11 protein-coding genes are annotated in these 16,864 nt (G+C 67.3%); 7 read left to right on the top strand and 4 right to left on the bottom strand.

The features are described from left to right. The first annotated feature begins 162 nt into the window (after window positions 1-162). Together ACFCV3_RS36425 and ACFCV3_RS36420 are read left to right on the top strand one after the other, a co-directional pair. On the top strand, window positions 163-720 hold the full coding sequence (locus tag ACFCV3_RS36425) for a pirin family protein (protein WP_376038307.1): 558 nt from the start codon (window positions 163-165) through the stop codon (window positions 718-720). Window positions 721-734: 14 nt separating this feature from the next. Then, complete coding sequence (locus ACFCV3_RS36420) at window positions 735-1,331, top strand: hypothetical protein (protein ID WP_376038305.1); 597 nt, start codon at window positions 735-737, stop codon at window positions 1,329-1,331. A gap of 3 nt (window positions 1,332-1,334) precedes the next feature. On the opposite strand, the gene ACFCV3_RS36415 is transcribed toward ACFCV3_RS36420, so the two are convergent. Further along, entirely contained in the window at window positions 1,335-1,637 is a 303-nt protein-coding gene (locus ACFCV3_RS36415; RefSeq protein WP_376038303.1) for a cupin domain-containing protein, read from the bottom strand. 71 nt (window positions 1,638-1,708) lie between these two features. Here ACFCV3_RS36415 and ACFCV3_RS36410 point away from each other — a divergent pair, with 71 nt between their 5' ends. After that, window positions 1,709-2,665 (top strand): helix-turn-helix domain-containing protein, encoded by a 957-nt coding sequence (locus ACFCV3_RS36410; RefSeq protein WP_376038300.1) that lies wholly within the window; start codon window positions 1,709-1,711, stop codon window positions 2,663-2,665. Here the strand turns inward: ACFCV3_RS36410 and ACFCV3_RS36405 are convergent. Together ACFCV3_RS36405 and ACFCV3_RS36400 are read right to left on the bottom strand one after the other, a co-directional pair. Continuing rightward, window positions 2,611-3,279 carry a phosphotransferase gene (locus ACFCV3_RS36405; protein WP_376038298.1) on the bottom strand — a complete coding sequence of 223 codons (669 nt, stop codon included), beginning with the start codon at window positions 3,277-3,279 and terminating at the stop codon, window positions 2,611-2,613. The two genes, ACFCV3_RS36410 and ACFCV3_RS36405, sit on opposite strands and share 55 nt — an antisense overlap. Then, entirely contained in the window at window positions 3,280-4,551 is a 1,272-nt protein-coding gene (locus ACFCV3_RS36400; protein ID WP_376038296.1) for a glycoside hydrolase family 18 protein, read from the bottom strand. A gap of 129 nt (window positions 4,552-4,680) precedes the next feature. On the opposite strand from ACFCV3_RS36400, the gene ACFCV3_RS36395 reads away from it, so the two are divergent. The 4 genes from ACFCV3_RS36395 to ACFCV3_RS36380 all read left to right on the top strand — a co-directional run bounded on the left by ACFCV3_RS36395 (window position 4,681) and on the right by ACFCV3_RS36380 (window position 15,632). Beyond that, on the top strand, window positions 4,681-5,349 hold the full coding sequence (locus ACFCV3_RS36395) for a transporter substrate-binding domain-containing protein (protein WP_376038294.1): 669 nt from the start codon (window positions 4,681-4,683) through the stop codon (window positions 5,347-5,349). 270 nt (window positions 5,350-5,619) lie between these two features. Then, on the top strand, window positions 5,620-8,823 hold the full coding sequence (locus tag ACFCV3_RS36390) for a S8 family serine peptidase (RefSeq protein ID WP_376038291.1): 3,204 nt from the start codon (window positions 5,620-5,622) through the stop codon (window positions 8,821-8,823). A 117-nt stretch (window positions 8,824-8,940) separates the two neighbouring features. Continuing rightward, the gene (locus ACFCV3_RS36385; protein ID WP_376038289.1) at window positions 8,941-12,264 is read left to right on the top strand and encodes a S8 family serine peptidase; all 3,324 of its coding nucleotides are present in this window, start codon (window positions 8,941-8,943) and stop codon (window positions 12,262-12,264) included. 92 nt (window positions 12,265-12,356) lie between these two features. Then, the gene (locus tag ACFCV3_RS36380; protein WP_376038286.1) at window positions 12,357-15,632 is read left to right on the top strand and encodes a S8 family serine peptidase; all 3,276 of its coding nucleotides are present in this window, start codon (window positions 12,357-12,359) and stop codon (window positions 15,630-15,632) included. A 177-nt stretch (window positions 15,633-15,809) separates the two neighbouring features. Here the strand turns inward: ACFCV3_RS36380 and ACFCV3_RS36375 are convergent, their stop codons facing one another. Next, window positions 15,810-16,802 carry a malate dehydrogenase gene (locus ACFCV3_RS36375; protein ID WP_376038283.1) on the bottom strand — a complete coding sequence of 331 codons (993 nt, stop codon included), beginning with the start codon at window positions 16,800-16,802 and terminating at the stop codon, window positions 15,810-15,812. Window positions 16,803-16,864 lie beyond the last annotated feature (62 nt).

Raw genomic sequence — 16,864 nt, 5'->3', positions numbered from 1 at the left:
GACGGCTGAGTTGAGTCAGCGGGGCTGTTGCAAGCCCACCGAGAGCAGTCTCAGAGCCCATCTAGCTGATGTGCGGTTGGACGCATAACCGCAGGATCCGGGCTCCTGCACATCGAAACCCCGCCCGAGCATCTCGTGGCGAGCGGTGGTCTGTTCCATGGTGTGCAGCTCTGGGTGAACCTGCCCAAGGCGCAGAAGTGGGCGGCGCCGCGCTACCAGGACATTCGTGGTGGCGACTCGGCGCTACTGTCCACCCATGACGGTGGTGCGCTGATCCGGGTGATCGCCGGCTCGGTCGACGGCCACGACGGACCTGGTTCGACGTACTCGCCGATCAGTCTCGTGCATGCGACAGTCAGCCCGGGCGCCGAGTTGGTGCTCCCGTGGCAGCCGGACTACAACGCGCTCGTCTACGTCCTCGCCGGCCAAGGCACGGTCGGCGCCGAACGCCGTCCGTTCCGCAAGGGACAGCTCGCCGTCTTCGGTCCCGGCGACACCATCCGTACGGCGGCCGCTCGCACCCAGCCCCAGGCGGAGCCGAACCTCGACGTACTGGTCATCGGCGGCCGTCCGATTCGCGAGCCGATCGCGATGGCGGGGCCGTTCGTGATGAACACGCGGGCCGAGGTGGTACAGGCGTTCGAGGACTTCCAGGCCGGCAAGCTCGGGTCGATCCCGGCGGTCCACGGCCTCGGCACCGACCTCCATCAGTCCAACTGAACTAACCTGCGGCGGTGACCGCAACCAAGGAACAGGCCCGACGGTGGATCGGGGTGTTCCTGGCCGTGGTCGCCGCCGTTGTGCTGCTCGGCTTCGGCTACATCAACGCCGGCCTCAACACCTACCTGCCGCACGTGACGAACGATCAGTCCGTCCGCCCAGGTCAGGCGAAGGACACCACCTGGTTCGTGCTGCTCGCGGTGTGGGCGGTGGCGATGCTCGGGTGCGCCGGCTTCCCCGAGCGCGGCAGATCCTTCTGGCGAGCGAAGGGCTGGGAGGTCGGCGCGGTCATCCAAGGCCTGAGCGGTCTGATCGCCGCCGTCGGGGTGGGGATGGCGGCGGCGTTGTACAACATCGGCCCCGCCGACCTGGAAGAGAATCCATGCCGGTACGCCGGGAGCTGCTGGCCGCACGATCCCCAGATGTACGCGTGGATGGTGCCGGGTCTGGTCGGCGCGCTGGCGATGTTCGTGATGGGCTGTCTGGTGTTGTGGGTGCCCTGGTGGATCCGAGTGCTGACCCCGGTCGTGTTGTGGGTGGTCGCCGTGTTCACGCTGCACGCGATCTGGGTGCCGGTCCTGATGCCGATCTTCACCGGTCCGCCGAGGTAGCGCTCAGCCCTCCGGATAGAACAGGAACAACGTGCACCCCACCGCCGACTGCGGCACGTGCGAGGACCCGGCCGGTGCATGAATGAACGACCCGGCCGGATAGTCCCGCTCGCCGTCGTTGAACACCCCGTCGACCACGAACACCTCCTCCGGCCCCGGATCGTGGACGTCGATGCCCTCCCACGACGACCCCGGTTCCATCTCGAGCACGTGTGCCGAGGCGACACCGCCCTTCCACAGCGTCCGCAGTCGGATACCGGGGAAGAGCTCGCGGGCCGGGACGTCTACTGCCGAAATCCATTCCATACCGGCAATCCTGTCGGCAGCGCACTGCTGAACCCAGTGTCTGAATAGTCCCGGGCAGGTACTTTTCTGCCATGAGCACGCATCGTGTCGTAGCCCTGGTCTCGGCTCCGCAAGGCAGTTTCGAACTCGGCTGTGTGGCCGGTGTCTTCAACGCCGACCGCTACCGCTTCACGATCTGTGCCGAACGCCCCGGCCCGATCAGGACCGTGCAGGGCTTCGACCTGATCGCCCCCAGCGGCCTCCGCATGCTCGACCGCGCGGACACCATCGTCATCCCCGGCTGGCTCCCCAGCAACAGAGAGCCCTCACCCGCCGTCCTACGCGCACTGCACAGAGCGCACGACCGCGGCGCGCGACTCGTCAGCATCTGCTCAGGAGCGTTCGCCCTCGCCGCAACCGGCCTGCTGGACGGCCGCCGGATGACCACACACTGGCGGTACTGCGACGACCTGCAGCACCGATTCCCCGCCGTACAGGTCGATCCCGATGTGCTCTACATCGATCATGGCGATATCGCGTCGAGCGCTGGATCCGGTACCGGCTATGACCTGTGCCTGCAGTTGGTGCGCAATGATCACGGTGCCGCGTACGCCGCCCGGATCGCCCGCCGGATGGTGATGCCGCCGCACCGCGAAGGCGGTCAGGTCCAGTACCGCGCCGACGAGGAACCGCCACCCGGCGATTCCCTGGCCGCCTTACTGGACTGGGCAAACGACCATCTCGCCGAGCCGATCGGCATCGACGAACTGGCCGCACAGCTCGCCGTCTCACCGCGAACCCTGGCCCGCCGCTTCACCGACCAACTCGGTACGGCGCCCGGCCAGTGGCTGCTCGCCCAGCGAGTCGCCAAGACCCGTGTGCTGCTGGAGGAAACCGACCTCCCGATCGAAACCATTGCGCACAAAGCAGGGTTGTCCTCGGCAACCAACCTCCGCCGCCGCTTCCAGAAAGCAGTCGGCACGACGCCGAGCGCCTACCGCAGGTCGTTCCGCGGATCGAACGCGCCGGAGTTGTCCAGATCGATGTAGGACTGGATCCGCGGGTCCTCGTAGTCGCCACCGTAGGCCGCGACGAACGCCCGCGCGGCCGGCAGACCGCCGTACTGCGGGTTGCGACCGGTCAGGCTTTTCACCATCAGGGCGAGGTCGAGGTAGCGATCGCCGGTACCGAGCCGACCGACGTCGAGGACGCCGCAGAACTTCAGGGTTTCGGGATCCACGAAGACGTTCGGCGCGCAGTAGTCGCCATGGGTGACGGCGCTTCCCGCACCAGGAAACGGCGAGTCGAACGGGCAGCCCGACAAGGAGTCGAGGAGACGCAGCCCCTCCGCGAGGGCGGCAATCACAGCCGGCCGGTCGGCTGCCGGCCAGTCGTCGGAGACGTCCCGGCCGGCAAGCTCGGCGGTCAGGACCCAGTTGTTGCCGCGGTCAACGACCTCCGGGCAGGGGAAGCCGGTCGAGGCGAGCCACTCCATCCGATCCGCTTCGTCGCTGATCGCGGCGGCCATCGGGCCTTCGCCAGTCTTGTAGTACAGCCGTTCACGGCCCCGGTCGAGGCGGACGACGGTCGCTCCCGACATACCGACCAGAACCGGTTCGGCTCCCGAGGCGCCGAACCGGTCCATCAAGTTCTGAAGATCCACTCAGCGAAGATTACGGTGCAACGCCGAAATGAGCTCCCCATTTGATGTGTCACCGTCGAGCGACCAGATCATCGCGCCACCGAGGTTGCGGTGCGAGATGTACTGCGCCTTGCGCTTCATCTCGGTCGGGTCGTCCCAGGTCCAGAACGTCGTACCGTCGAACAGCCAGGCGAAGCCGGCCTTGGTGTCGCGGTGGACCGTGAACGACGACAGCTTCGACTTCAGGATCCGGTAGTCCTCATAGCCAGGCTCGTACGTCGCCGGCGCGGGGCCGGTGGCGTTCTGGAAGAGGCCGTTGTTGGCGTTCGTCACGCCGGTCCAGCCGCGTGAGTAGAACGGCACGCCCATCACCAGTTTGCTGCGCGGCGCACCCCGCTCGAGGTAGGCGTCGATGGTGACCTGTGAGCTGAACTCGGTCGCCGTCGGGTCACCCTGCGGCCCGTCGATCGCGGACTGCTGGTTGGTCTGCGGGTCCCAGGCGCCGTGGTAGTCGTACCCCTGGGTGGTCGCGAAGGTCAGGTCCTTGAAGACCTTGCGCACCTCGAACCCCCGGTCGACCTGAGCCGGGTCCGCCGGGAGGAATGCGGTCAGGTTGTAGCGGCCCTTGAACGGCCACGACGCCTGGTCGAGCTGCTTGCGGTACTCGTGCACGAGACCGGTGAAGTTCACCTTGTCCTCGGGCCGGATCACGTTGCCCGGGTTGCCTTCGCTGGCCGGCCATTCCCAGTCCAGGTCGATCCCGTCGAAGATGCCCTTCGCGGCACCGGCCGGCAGACCGGGCAGGTTGCCCTTGATCCACATGTCCGTGCAGGACTTCACATGCGCAGCCCGCACGGAAGGCAGAGCGGCGTTCGAGAAGTACTTCGAGCCGGTCCAGCCGCCGAGCGAGATGCTGATCCGCAGCTTCGGGTACTTCGCCTTCAGCTGCTTGAGCTGGTTGAGGTTGCCGTTCAGTGCCTGACCGGGCTGGTCGGCGACCCCGCTGACACTCTGCTCGGCGCTGAACGGCCGCTGGAAATCGGCCCACGGGTCGCTGCTGTAGCAGTTGCCCTGCTCGTCGACGAACCCGAACGCATAGTTGATGTGAGTCAGCCGCGCGGCTGACCCGTTCTTCACCAGGTCACTGACCAGGAAGTTCCGGTCGTACCCACTCCATTGCGTGTAGTACCCCACCACGCGCTGACTGCTGCCATGTGCTTCGGCCGGTACGGCGGTCACTCCCGCCAGCACGCTGGCCGCGGCAACCAACAGCCCAATACTTCGACGCTTCATCAAACTCCCCAACGGGCGGTCATGGGACAAGTGCGCTCACAGTAGAGCCGCTGAAACGATTTACACAATGTCCCTACCAAATCTCGCAGTCGCCGGTTCCTCGGTTGAGGCGTCGCTAGGGTCGCCGGTATGACGAATGTGCGTGATGATCTGGCACCGACCGGCGTACTGCGGGCGTCGATCAACCTGGGGAACCCGGTTCTGGCGCAGGGGACTCCTGCTGAGCCGCGAGGTGTGACTGTCGACATCGCGCGTGAGATTGCGCGCCGGCTCGATGTGCCGCTCGAGCTGGTTTGTTTCGACGCGGCGCGCAAGTCGTTCGAAGCGATGACGACCGGTCAGGCCGACATCTGCTTCCTCGCGATCGATCCGGCCCGGGCCGGTCAGGTGGCGTTCACTGCGCCGTACCTGGCGATCGAGGGCGTCTTCGTCGTACCGAAGGAGTCGGCGCTGACGGCAGTCGCCGATGTCGACGCGGCGGGGATCCGGATCGGGGTGAAGGAGGGATCGGCGTACGACCTCTATCTGACTCGGACGCTGCAGGCCGCGACGGTTGTTCGTGGTGACGAGGGAGTCGAGGTCTTCCGGGCCGAAGGGCTGGAGGTCGGGGCCGGGATCCGGCAGCCGGTCGCGCAGTGGGTGGTGGAGCACCCGGAGTACCGCCTGATCGAGCAACCGTTCATGCAGATCCAGCAAGCGGTCGGCACGACCAAGGAGCGCCACCCGGACACGGTCGCCTACCTGAACACCCTCGTCCAGGAGTTCGCGAGCGGGGACATCACTCTAGGTGAGTCCTGAACTACTCATTGCAGGTTCCTGCCACGGCAGGAGGTTCGTGCAACCGTTTGGCATGGTGTGGACATCTAACGGTGAGTGGCTTCCTGATTCCGCACTGTGAGGTGGGTCGGGGGGCCATGTGAGGACAACCGAACTGGGAGGGACTCAATCGTGGTATCTACACCACGATCGAGGCGTATTGGCGTTGCCGCCGTCGCCTCGATCGCAGCCCTGGGAATCGGCCTGTCAGGCATAGCTCAGGCGTCGGCAACTCAATCCAGACCGACACCATTGGCCGCCAAGAAGGCCGAGCAGACCGCCGTCAAGGTCACCCTGGTGACCGGCGACCGGGTCACCGTCCACGGGGACGGCAAGGCGACCGTCGAGCCCGGCGCAGGCCGGCACAACATCGCCTTCGGCAGCTACCGGGTGAAGGGACACCTGTACGTCGTACCGTCCGACGTCCGGCAGCAGCTGGCGAGCGGCCGGCTCGACCGGCGGCTGTTCGACGTGACGGGTCTGATCAAAGCGAAGTACGACGACAAGTCGTCCAAGTCGATCCCCGTGATCGTCACCTATGCAGGGAATGCGAAGACGCGAGCCGCCGTACCGGGAGCGACGGTGACCCGCCAGCTGCCGGTCGTCAACGGCGCGGCACTGAAGGTCGACAAGGGCCAGGCGGCCGCCTTCCTGGCCGACGCCGGCAATGCTCGCTCGGCCACCGCGATCGAGAAGATCTGGCTGGACGGGAAGCGCGAGCTGCTGCTCGACAAGTCCGTGCCGCAGATCGGTGCGCCGGAGGCCTGGAAGGCCGGCTACACCGGCAAGGGCATCAAGGTCGCGGTGCTCGACTCCGGGATCGACGCGACGCATCCCGACCTGTCGACCCAGGTCGCGGGCGGGAAGAACTTCCTCTCCGCGGAGCCGGACGGCGACTTCGTCGGTCACGGGACCCACGTCGCCTCGACGATCGCAGGCACCGGTGCGGCCTCGGGCGGCAAGTACAAGGGTGTCGCACCGGACGCGAAGCTCTACGACGGCAAGGTCTGCGGCGTCAACGAGTGCAGCGAGTCCACCATCGTGGCCGGGATGGAGTGGGCGGCGAACGAGATCAAGGCGACCGTCGTCAACATCAGCCTCGGTGGTGGAGACACGCCGGAGATCGACGTGATGGAAGAGGCCGTCAACCGGTTGACGGCACAGACCGGCACCCTCTTTGTCATTGCCGCAGGCAACAGTGGTCCCAGTGGCGGCACCGTTCTCTCGCCGGGGAGCGCGGAGGCCGCGCTGACGGTCGGCGCGGTCGACAAGCAGGACCAGCTGGCCGAATTCTCCAGCGTCGGCCCGCGCCTCGGTGACGGTGCGGTCAAGCCGGACGTCACGGCGCCAGGTGTCGACATCGTCGCCGCCCGGTCGAAGGACGGCGACATCGGTACGCCGGTCGGCGACAAGTACCTGAACCTCAGTGGTACGTCGATGGCGACGCCGCACACCGCCGGCGCGGTCGCGATCCTGGCCCAGCAGCACCCGAACTGGAAGGCGGGTGAGCTGAAGGCGGTGCTCACGGGTTCCGCGAAGCCGGCAGCCGGCCAGTCGACGTTCCAGCAGGGCGCCGGCCGCGTCGACGTGGCCAAGGGCATCAAGCAGACCGTGGTCAGCGACCCGGTCAACCTGTCGTTCGGGACCGCGGTCTGGCCGCACAACGACGACGAGCCGGTCACCAAGACGCTGACGTACCGCAACCTGGGCGACCAGCCCGTCACGCTGAACCTGGCAGCGACGATGACCGACCCGTCCGGTACGGCGGCTCCGGCGGGCGCGCTGCAGTTGAGTGCGAACACCGTCACGGTTCCGGCCGGTGGCACCGCCTCGGTGCAGGCGACCTCGAACACCAAGCACACCGGACCGGACGGCGCGTACTCCGGCCGGGTCACCGCAACCGCTGGTGACGCTTCCGTGGTCACCGGGATCGGTGTCACCAAGGAGGTCGAGAGCTACAACCTGAAGGTGAGGACGACTGGCCCGGACGGCAAGCCGCTCCCGCCGTTCATCGTGGTCCTCGGTCTCGACGACCACTCGTTCAACTTCTACGGCACCGACAAGGACGAGCTCAGTGTGCGGCTGCCGAAGGGTGGTTACCACCTGGAGGCCGCCAACTTCCTGGAAGACCCGAGCGACCCGGAGAAGTACTCGTTCTACGAGGTCGTGCAGCCGGAGCTGAAGCTGACCGGGGATACCAGCACAGACCTCGACGCCCGGCTCACCAAGCCGGTCAAGGTGACTGTGCCGAACACCGAGGCGAAGCTCGCGGTCGGTTCACTCGGTTACGACCGGTCCACCCCCGACGGTCTGGGTGGGTTGGGGTCGTCGGCGCTGCTGCTCGACTTCGACAACGTCAACACCGCACAGATCGGTCCGGACCTGCCGCCCGCGCAGCTGACGGGATACGTCGCGTCGCAATGGGCCAAGCAGGGTGCGGACGGCCGGTTCACCAACTCGCCGTACCTGTACGCGCAGAGCAACCCGACACCGGGACGCTTCCCGACCGGCCTGATCCGCAACGTGCAGGCGAAGGACCTCGCCGAGGTGACCCAGCAGATCAACGCGGCCAGTGACCGCAAGGTCGAGCGGGTCGTCTTCGCCTCGAGCGGTGGCTGGTCGATCATCCTGGGCTACGACCAGCCGGCGTCGACCAAGCTGCTCGCCGACGCCAAGCCGGTTGCCTGGAACACACAGATCAGGGAGATCGTGCCCAGCGCGGATCCGGAGATCCCGTTCCCGGACGTCATCACCCAGCTCACCTCACCGTCCAGGGAGTACCAGGCCGGCAAGAAGTACCAGGAGCGCTTCAACGCTGCTGCCTTCACGCCGTCGCCGGCCTATGCCGGCCGGGCCGAGAACGACCTGGCAATCGGGGCCTACGGCCTGACCGATGCTGACGGAAACAAGGGCGGTACCCGGGCGGACACCGAGTCGAGCAAGCTGTTGCGCGACGGCAAGGTGGTCGCCGAGTCCGAGTTCTTCGGTGACATCTACGTCGAGGATCTGCCGGCCGAGAAGGCGAAGTACACCTTCCAGACGTCGATGACGCGGCAGACGTACTCGTCGTTCAGCACCCGGACCGATCTGACCTGGACCTTCACCTCCGCGGCCACTGCCAAGGAGACGCTGATCCCGCTGGTCGGAGTCGGCTACCAGCCCAAGGTCGACAAGTACAACGTCGCCGACCGCAAGCCGGTCACCGTGCTGCCGTTCAACCTGGTCGGTCAGCCGGACATCGCCCTGCCGGCCGTCAAGAAGGTCGAACTCCAGGTCTCCGGTGACGACGGCAAGACCTGGCACAAGGCCTCCGTCGTACCGGCCGGCCAAGGGTCCTACAAGGCGATCTTCGCCACCCCGAAGGGTGCCAAGACGATCTCCCTGAAGGCCCACGTAGTAGATGCCCAGGGCAACACCGCCGACCAGACCACGATCGGCGCCTACCCGCTGCGCTGACCCCCACCACTGAATAGCCAGGGCGTCGCGACCACCTCGGTCGCGGCGCCCTGCAGCGTTCGGCGGACTTCACGCGTCCTTGCTGGCGTAGAGATCAACCGAAGGGGAGAACCCATCGTGCAATCCACCGCCCGATCGATGCGCGCCGGCCTTGCCGCAGCTGCCTCGATCGCCGTCCTGGCGTTCGGCCTGCCGGCGGTCGCCGTGCCCACCCCGGCGCCACCGAAGCCCGCGCTCGAGCCGGCACCGAAGCAACCCCACCAAGTCACGCTGATCACCGGCGACCGCGTCACCCTGCGCGACGGTGACCACGATCAGGCGAGTGTCCAGGCCGGCCCCGGCCGCAGTCACCTCACCTTCAACACCTACCGGACCAAGAACGGCCTGTACGTCGTACCGTCGGATGTCCAACCCGAACTCGCGAGCGGCCGGCTGGACAGCCGGTTGTTCGACGTCAACGGCCTGATCGCGGCCGGGTACGACGACAAGGCGAGCAAGAGTACGCCGGTGATTGTCACGTACGCCGGTAAGGCGCAGAAGCGCTCGACCCTGCCGGGAGCCAAGGTGACTCGGCAGTTGCCGATCGTCAACGGTGCCGCCGCGGCTGTTCCGAAGTCGGGGAACTTTGTGGCCGGACTGCGCTCAGCTGGTGTCGAGAAGGTCTGGCTGGACGGCAAGCGGAAACCTTCCCTCGACGTCTCGGTACCCCGGATCGGTGCGCCGGCCGCCTGGCAGGCCGGATACACCGGTCAGGGCATCAAGGTCGCCGTACTGGACACCGGCATCGACGCGTCGCATCCCGACCTGGCCACGCAGGTCGCCGGTGCGAAGAACTTCACTGCCGAAGCCGCCGGCGATGCGGTCGGTCACGGCACGCACGTCGCCTCCACGATCGCAGGCACCGGCGCCGCGTCGAGCGGCAAGTACAAGGGTGTGGCGCCGGACGCGCAGTTGTACGACGGCAAGGTCTGTGTGCGGTCCGGATGTCCGGACTCGGCGATCCTGGCCGGGATGGAGTGGGCCGCGACCGAGGTCAAGGCCAACGTCGTCAACGTCAGCCTGGGCGGCGAGGACACTCCGGGGACCGACCCGCTGGAGGCGGCTGTCAATCGGCTCACTGCCGAGACCGGCACGCTGTTCGTGATCGCCGCGGGTAACTCGGGTCCGACTGATCGCACGGTCCAGTCACCGGGCAGCGCGGATGCCGCACTGACCGTCGGAGCGGTCGACAAGTGGAACGACTGGCTGTCCGAATTCTCCAGCCGTGGCCCACGGGTCGGTGACGGGGCGGTGAAGCCGGATCTGATGGCTCCGGGCGAAGACATCGTTGCGGCCAGGGCGAAGGACGCGATCATCGGAATACCGGTGGGGGACCGCTACCTGTCCCTGTCCGGTACGTCGATGGCGACGCCGCACACTGCCGGTGCTGCCGCGCTCCTGGTGCAGCAACACCCGACCTGGAAGGCGGGTGAGCTGAAGAGCGCGTTGATGGGGTCGGCGAAACCGGCCGCCGAGCAGACGGCGTTCCAGCAGGGTGCGGGCCGCGTCGACGTGGCCGCGGCGATCAAGCAGACCGTCGTAAGTGACCCGGGCAACCTGTCGTTCGGTACGGCGCCTTGGCCGCACGACGACGACCAGCCGGTGACCAAGGAACTCACCTATCGCAACCTGGGCGAGCAGCCCGTCACGCTGAATCTGGCCGCGGAACTCAAAGCACCGGACGGCAGCCCTGCTCCGGCGGATGCCCTGAGCCTGAGTGCAAGCACGGTGACAGTTCCGGCCGGTGGGACCGCCTCGGTCCAGGCGACGTCGAACACCAAGCACAGCGGCCCGGACGGGTTCTACTCGGGCCGGGTGACCGCGACCGCCGACGGCGTCTCCGTCACCACGGCGATCGGCGTGGATCGCGAGAGCGAGCGCTACACGCTGACCCTGCGCGGGATCGGTCCGGACGGCAAACCGGCCGCACCGCGGGGCCTGATCTACAGCGTCGCCGACGACCAGCTGATCTTCTACGGCACGGGTCAGCCGGAGGTGAGGCTTCGGCTGAACAAGGGTGAGCAGATCCTGGACAACCGGCTGACCGCGCCGAACCCGGACAACCCGGCGAAGAGCTCCAACTACTGGACCGCCCAGCCGAGCCTGCAGCTGACCAAGGACACGACCGTGGTGATCGACGCGCGGCAGGCGAAGCAGATCAAGATCGCTGTGCCCAATCCCGAGGCGTCGTTGGCGGTCGCCTTGATGGGATTCGTCCGGGCGATGCCGGGTGTGGAGTTCGCTGCGATCACGCAGCTGCCCGATCTGGACAGCTTCTACTCGCTGCACCTCGGCCCGGAGCTTCCGGGGGCGGAGCTGACCAGCATGATCACGACCCAATGGGCTCGCCAGAACTCCGCCGGCCAGTTCGACAATTCGCCGTACCTGTATGCCCAGGCACACCACGCGAACGGCCGGTTCCCGACCGGGTTCGTCCGTACCCTGAAAGCGAAGGATCTGGCCGTCCTGAAGCAACAGGTGAACGCAGCCAGCAACCGGCCGACCTGGCGAGCAGTCACTGCGCGCATTCCGGGGATCTACGTCACGTGGGCCACCGCACTGCGCTACGACCGGCCGAGTACGACGACGGTCATGGTGGAGGCCGAACACGCCAAGTGGGGTACCAACGTCATCGAGCCGATCGACCCAGGCGAGGACCCGACGGACCTTCCGTCGGGCTGGTACACCTGGATCGACTCACCGGACCGGGTCTACCAGGCGGGCCGGACCTATCGGGAACGGTTCAACGCGGCGGTGCTCGGTACCGCACCCGGCGGGCCCTTCCGGTACGACTCCGGGCTGTACCTGTTCGTCGAGGGGGTGCTGGACGCGGACGGGAACCGCGGAAACACCCTCGCAGACACCGAATCCAGCACGTTGTACCGCGACGGAAAGCAGGTCGCCGGCAGTCCCTGGTTCGGATACGTGACCACGCACGACCTGCCCCCGGAGAAGGCGCAGTACACGTTCGAGACCACACAGACGCGCGAGTCGGTGTCGGGGCTGAGCACCCGGACGGACTTGCGGTGGACCTTCTCCTCGGCGGCAACCACCGAAGAGACTCCGATCCCGATGCTCGGGGTCGGCTACCGGCCGAAGGTCGACATCCACAATGTCGCCGACCGTACGCCGGTGACCGTCCTGCCGGTGTTCCTCGTCGCCGGCCGGAGGTTCGGCGAGGATCTGCCGCTGCCGGCGATCAGGTCGGTGGAGGTCGAGGTGTCCGGGGACGACGGGAAGACCTGGCAGCAGGCGTCGGTGACGGGTGCCGGCCGGGGCGAGTACAAGGCGGTCTTCGCGACACCGAAGGGCGCCGGGACGGTGTCGTTGCGGACCAAGGCTGTCGACGCAGCGGGCAACGTGACCGAGCAGACCACGATCGACGCGTACCGGATTCGATGAGGATCGAATAGTCCGGTTGGTGCAACCCCGCGGAGAGGCCTTTGCGTTTCATGACCGCAGAGATCTCATCCGAAACCTGGGGAGGACCCGTCGTGACTCGGAGTTCGAGAACGAGACCCGCGATCGCCGTACTGGCTGTCGCGGGTCTTGCGTTGACCGGTTTGAGTGGGCAGGCAGTGGCAGCACCGCCGCCCGCTGCGCAGACGGCGTTCGGTGGAAAAGATGTGCAGGTCACGCTGATCACCGGTGACCGGGTTGTGTTGCACGGTGGTGATCCGGCCAAGCAGAGCATCCAGGCCGGGCCCGGCCGCGAGGGCATCGGGTTCCAGACGCAGCGGACCAAGGACCACTCGTACGTGATCCCGGCCGACGCCATCAAGGCGGTCGGCGAGGGGCGTCTGGACCGGCGGCTGTTCGACGTGACCGGGCTGATCAAGGCCGGGTACGACGATGCGTCGTCGAAGGTGATCCCGGTGCTGGCGACGTACGACGGTAAGGCCAAGCGGAGCACGCCCGTCGGGGCGAAGGTGACGCGGCAGCTGCCGTCGATCAAGGGCGCCGCCCTGGACGTGGACAAGTCGAAGGCAGCTGCGTTCCTGGGGAAGCCGACGGCTCGGTCCGCCGGTGGATTCGCCAAGCTGTGGCTGGACGGCAAGCGCAAGGTGACGCTGGACGAGTCGGTGCCGCAGATCGGTGGACCGGCCGCGTGGGCCGCGGGGTACACCGGTAAGGGCGTGACGGTCGCCGTACTGGACACCGGGGTCGATGCGACCCACCCGGATCTGGCGACGCAGGTTGCGGGAGCGAAGAACTTCACCACTGAGTCGGCCGAGGATGTCATCGGTCACGGGACGCACGTCGCCTCGACGATCGCCGGGACGGGGGCCGCGTCGGGTGGGAAGTACAAGGGCGTGGCGCCGGACGCGAAGATCTACGACGGCAAGATCTGCATCGAGGACGGCTGCTACGAGTCCGACATGCTGGCCGGGATGGAGTGGGCGGCCAAGGAGGTCAAGGCCAAGGTCGTCAACTTCAGCATCGGCGGTACGGACACGCCCGAGATCGACCCGATCGAGGAGGCCGTCAACCGGCTGACCGCGGAGACCGGCACGCTCTTTGTCGTTGCTGCAGGCAACAGTGGTCTCGATGGTCCCGGTAGTGTCGAATCGCCCGGGAGCGCCGAAGCTGCGCTGACCGTGGGTGCGGTCGACAAGCAGGACGGCCTGGCGTACTTCTCCAGCGTCGGCCCGCGGGTCGGCGACAGCGCGGTGAAGCCTGACGTGACCGCGCCGGGCGTCTCCATCGTTGCGGCCAAGGCGAAGAACTCGAGTATCGGTGATCCGGTCGGCGACCAGTACCTGAACCTCAGCGGTACGTCGATGGCAACCCCGCACACCGCCGGTGCCGCGGCGTTGCTGGCGGAGGAGCACCCGTCGTGGAAGGCGGGTGAGCTGAAGAGCACGCTGATGGGATCGGCCAAGGTGGCCGCCGACCAGGCCGCGTTCCAGCAGGGTGCCGGGCGGATCGATCTGACCACAGCGATCAAGCAGAGTGTGGTCGCGGCGGAGGGCAGTCTGTCCTTCGGCCTGGCGACCTTCCCGCACACCGACGACGAGCCGGTCACCAAGACGCTGACCTATCGCAACCTCGGCGATCAGCCGGTCACGCTGGACCTGGCGACGACGTACAACGACGGCACGGGGGCCGCGGCTCCGGCGGATGCGCTGGTTCTGAGCGCCAGCACAGTGACGGTGCCGGCCGGTGGAACCGCTTCTGTGCAAGCGACTTCGAAGACGAACCACAGTGGGCCGGACGGCCTGTACTCCGGTCGCATCACGGCCACGGGCGGTGGCCAGACGGTCGTCGTACCGGTTGGTGTCGAGAAGGAGATCGAGGCGCACACGCTGACCGTGCAGACGCTGGCTCGCGATGGGAAGCCGTCGGACTACCCGGTCTCGGTCTATGACGTGAACAAGGGCGACCTGCTGTCGTACAACCCCGACGCTGCCGGCGCGGTCAAGGCCAAGCTTCCGCAGGGTGAGTACCTGGTCAGCCAGTTCCAGGAGTTCGAGCGGGGTGAGGAGGACTGGATTTTCTTCACGCTGGTCGCACCGCAGGTGAAGGTCGACGCCGACCGCACGGTCGTGCTCGACGCCCGCCTGGCCAAGCCGGTCGAGACGACCGTCCCGACGGCCGGTGCCGAGCAGGCCACCTCCAACATCGGCTACGACCGGTCGAAGCCGGGCACGAACGCGGGCTACAGCTACGAGGCAAGCGGCTTCGGTAACGGCGAGATGTTCACCTACAGCGCCGGTCCCAAGCTGTCCGAGGCCGAGATGGTCGGGCACGTGTCGTCGCAGTGGGGTGTTCGGGGCCCGGAGGGGTTCTTCTTCAACACGCCGTACCTGTACGCACTGGCGACCCGGCAGCCGGGCGAGTTCGTCACCGGGTTCAACCGGATCGTGCGGCCGCAGGAGCTTGCGGTGGTCGACACCCAGGTGAACGCGACGACGGACCGGCGGGCGATCGCGTTCATCTTCCCGAACCAGGCCGGCGTCAGCTGGTCCGGTGCGCGAGCCATCTATCTCGACACGCCACGACCGATCCGGTACTACCTGGACGCGAAGGCCGGATGGAACACGCGGATCGAGGAAGCGGCGTCGCCGGAGGATCCGTTCGCCCGGCCCAGGTGGCAGCTCGCCGGTCAGGTGAAGAACTACCAGGCGGGCCGGAGCTACCGCGAGCAACTGAATGCGGCGGCCTTCGGCCCGAAGGGCGGCACCTGGCGGTACCAGGACCAGTTGACGGTCTCGATCGGGAATTACGGCGACGGCAGCGGTGCCAACGGCATCATCGACACCGATTCGGCGAGCAGCACACTCACCCGCAACGGTGAGCAGGTTGCGACCTCCGACCGATTCGGGGTGGTCGAATCCAGCGGCCAGCCGGCGGAGAAGACGGCGTACAAGTTCGTCACCACCGGCACCCAGTCGGTCTCGCAGTTCGCCACCAGGGTCGACCTGGAAGCAACCTTCACCTCAACCGCCACCACCGAGTGGACCAACCTCCCGATCGCCACCACCCGCTTCCAGCCGAAGGTCGACGGCCACAACCTGGCCACCCGCACCAAGGTGACGACGCTGCCGGTGTTCGTCGACGGGACGACCCAGGTCAAGTCCCTGAAGGTCGAGGTGTCAGGCGACGCCGGTACGACGTGGGTCGCGGCGCGCGTCATCCGGTCCGGAAAGGGCTTCACCGCCATCTTCCCAACCCCGGCCGGTGCAGGCATCTCGCTACGAGCCACAGTGCACGACCGCGCCGGCAACACCACCACCCAAACCGTCGTCGACGCCTACCGCCTGAAGTAACCCGAGCCGCCGCCGAGGACGCCCTCGGCGGCGGCCGCAGGCGTGGGCGTGGACACCTCGTGGTGGGTTGGAACAGGTAATACCTTGTCTCCACCCACCAGAAGTTGTTCAAGCCCACGGCTGTCGGCGGTGTTCCGCACAAGGGGAAGCCCTCGCCGCGGCGAGGGCTTCGGGGGATCAGCCGAGGAGGCCGAGGGCCTGGACGGCGTCTCGTTCTTCGGCTAGTTCGGCGGTGGAGGCGTCGATGCGGGCGCGGGAGAAGTCGTTGATCTCGAGGCCCTGGACGATCTCCCAGTTGCCGTCCTTGGTGGTGACGGGGAAGGAGGAGATGAGGCCTTCGGGGACGCCGTAGGAGCCGTCGGAGACGACGGCCATCGAGAGCCAGTCGCCGTCGGCGGAGCCGCGCAGCCAGTCGCGGGTGTGGTCGATGGTGGCGGCTGCGGCGGAGGCGGCCGAGGAGGCACCGCGGGCCTCGATGATGGCGGCGCCGCGCTTCTGGACGGTCGGGATGAAGTCGTTCTCGAGCCACTCGGTGTCACCGGTGAAGTCGGCGGTGTTCTTGCCGGCGACCTCGGCGTGGAAGATGTCCGGGTACTGGGTGGCCGAGTGGTTGCCCCAGATGGTCAGCTTCTTCAGCTCGGTGACGTGCACGCCGGCCTTGCGGGCCAGCTGCGCGAGGGCGCGGTTGTGGTCCAGGCGGGTCAGCGCGGAGAAGCGCTCGGCGGGGATGTCCGGTGCGTTGCTGCGGGCGATCAGCGCGTTGGTGTTGGCCGGGTTGCCGGTGACGGTGATCCGGATGTCGTCGGCGGCGTGGTCGTTCAGCGCCTTGCCCTGGCCGGTGAAGATCGCACCGTTGGCCTCGAGCAGGTCACCGCGCTCCATCCCCTTGGTCCGCGGCCGGGCGCCGACCAGCAGCGCGACGTTGGCGCCGTCGAAGATGACGTTCGGGTCGTCGCCGATCTCGACCCCGGCCAGCGTCGGGAAGGCGGAGTCCTCGAGCTCCATGACGACACCCTCGACCGCCTTCAGCGCCGGGGTGATCTCGAGCAGCCGCAGCTCCACCGGGGTGTCCGGGCCGAGCAGGGCACCGCTCGCGATCCGGAACAGCAGGCTGTAGCCGATGTTCCCGGCGGCTCCGGTGACGGCCACCTTTACCGGTGTAATGCTCACGACAGCTCCAATCTGTGCATTCTGGTGCTTCGGACGCTAGCAACATCCGCAGGCGGGCCCAA

This window comes from Kribbella sp. NPDC056345 (assembly GCF_042262745.1).
Classification (GTDB): Bacteria; Actinomycetota; Actinomycetes; order Propionibacteriales; family Kribbellaceae; genus Kribbella.
This window is presented reverse-complemented; position numbering and strand designations above follow the sequence as displayed.

What these genes read in the sequence shown, in the direction of transcription:
- ACFCV3_RS36410 (WP_376038300.1), top strand. Translation starts at nt 1,709, where the DNA reads ATGAGCACGCATCGTGTCGTAGCCCTGGTCTCGGCTCCGCAAGGCAGT.
- ACFCV3_RS36415 (WP_376038303.1), bottom strand. Translation starts at nt 1,637, where the DNA reads ATGGAATGGATTTCGGCAGTAGACGTCCCGGCCCGCGAGCTCTTCCCC.
- ACFCV3_RS36400 (WP_376038296.1), bottom strand. Translation starts at nt 4,551, where the DNA reads ATGAAGCGTCGAAGTATTGGGCTGTTGGTTGCCGCGGCCAGCGTGCTG.
- ACFCV3_RS36395 (WP_376038294.1), top strand. Translation starts at nt 4,681, where the DNA reads ATGACGAATGTGCGTGATGATCTGGCACCGACCGGCGTACTGCGGGCG.